The organism is Streptomyces sp. NPDC002144 (genome assembly GCF_053593695.1).
On record NZ_JBSFDB010000171.1, the window covers coordinates 1 to 1,150 of the forward strand.

Sequence of the window (1,150 nt, forward strand, 5' to 3'; positions counted from 1 at the left end):
AGCAGCACGGCTACCAGGTGCCGACCACGTGGGACCAGCTGGTGGCGTTGTGCAAGCAGATGAAGAAGGACGGGCTGGTGCCGATCGCGTTCGGCGACAAGGACGCGTGGCCGGCGATGGGCACCTTCGACCAGATCAACTTCCGTCTCAACGGCTACGACTTCCACAAGTCGCTGATGGCGGGCAAGGAGTCGTGGACGGATGCGAAGGTGAAGGCGGTCTTCGACCACTGGTCGGAGCTGCTGCCGTATCACCAGGACGGGTTCATGGGCCGTACCTGGCAGGACGCGGCGCAGACGCTGGTGTCGAAGAAGGCGGGCATGTACCTGCTGGGCACGTTCGTGGCGCAGCAGTTCACCAACAAGGCCGACGCGGACGATCTGGACTTCTTCGCCTTCCCGGAGATCAACTCGGCGTTCGGGCAGGACACGGTGGAGGCGCCCACGGACGGTTTCATGGTCTCCAAGGCGCCCAAGAACAAGGCCGGCACGACGAAGCTGATGGAGTACCTGGGCACGCCGGAGGCCGAGCAGATCTATCTGAAGGCCGACTCCTCGGTGGTGGCCGCCTCCAGCAAGGCCGACACCTCCTCCTACACGCCGCTGCAGAAGAAGGCGTACACGATGATCAGCGGTGCGAAGTCGCTGACGCAGTTCATGGACCGTGACTCGCGGCCGGACTTCACCTCCACGGTGATGCAGCCGGGGCTGCAGAAGTTCCTGCAAAACCCCAAGGGCATCGACAACCTGCTGTCGTCCATCGAACGCCAGAAGAAGCAGATCTTCGCGTCTTCGTGAGCAAAGCGGCCATCGTGAGCATCGACACCAACACGAAGTCCCCGGAGGCGGCCGTGCCGCCTCCGGGGCACGCGCCTGTCACCCGGCACATCCGGCGGGGCCATCAGCGCCTGCTGACCCGCCGGGACCGCATCACGCTCGCCTTCATGGCGGGCGTGCCCACCCTCCTGCACGTGGCCCTGGTCTGGGTCACCGCGCTGGCCTCCATCGTGCTGGCCTTCACCAGCTGGGACGGCATCGGCTTCGGCTCCATCAAATGGGTCGGCCTGCAAAACTTCCACCAGCTGTTCACCAGCAACCCGCAGTTCTGGCCCGCGGTCCAGCACAACATCATCTGGTTCGTGGTGCTGATC

1 protein-coding gene and 1 pseudogene are annotated in these 1,150 nt (G+C 64.5%); both read left to right on the plus strand.

Annotated elements, in window-relative coordinates; translation table 11 throughout:
• Positions 1-797 (plus strand): ABC transporter substrate-binding protein (locus ACWCQ1_RS52130; protein ID WP_451030139.1); only part of this gene is annotated, 797 nt, incomplete at its 5' end.
• A gap of 14 nt (positions 798-811) precedes the next feature.
• Positions 812-1,150 (plus strand): annotated as a pseudogene (locus ACWCQ1_RS52135) (sugar ABC transporter permease); the annotation flags it as partial.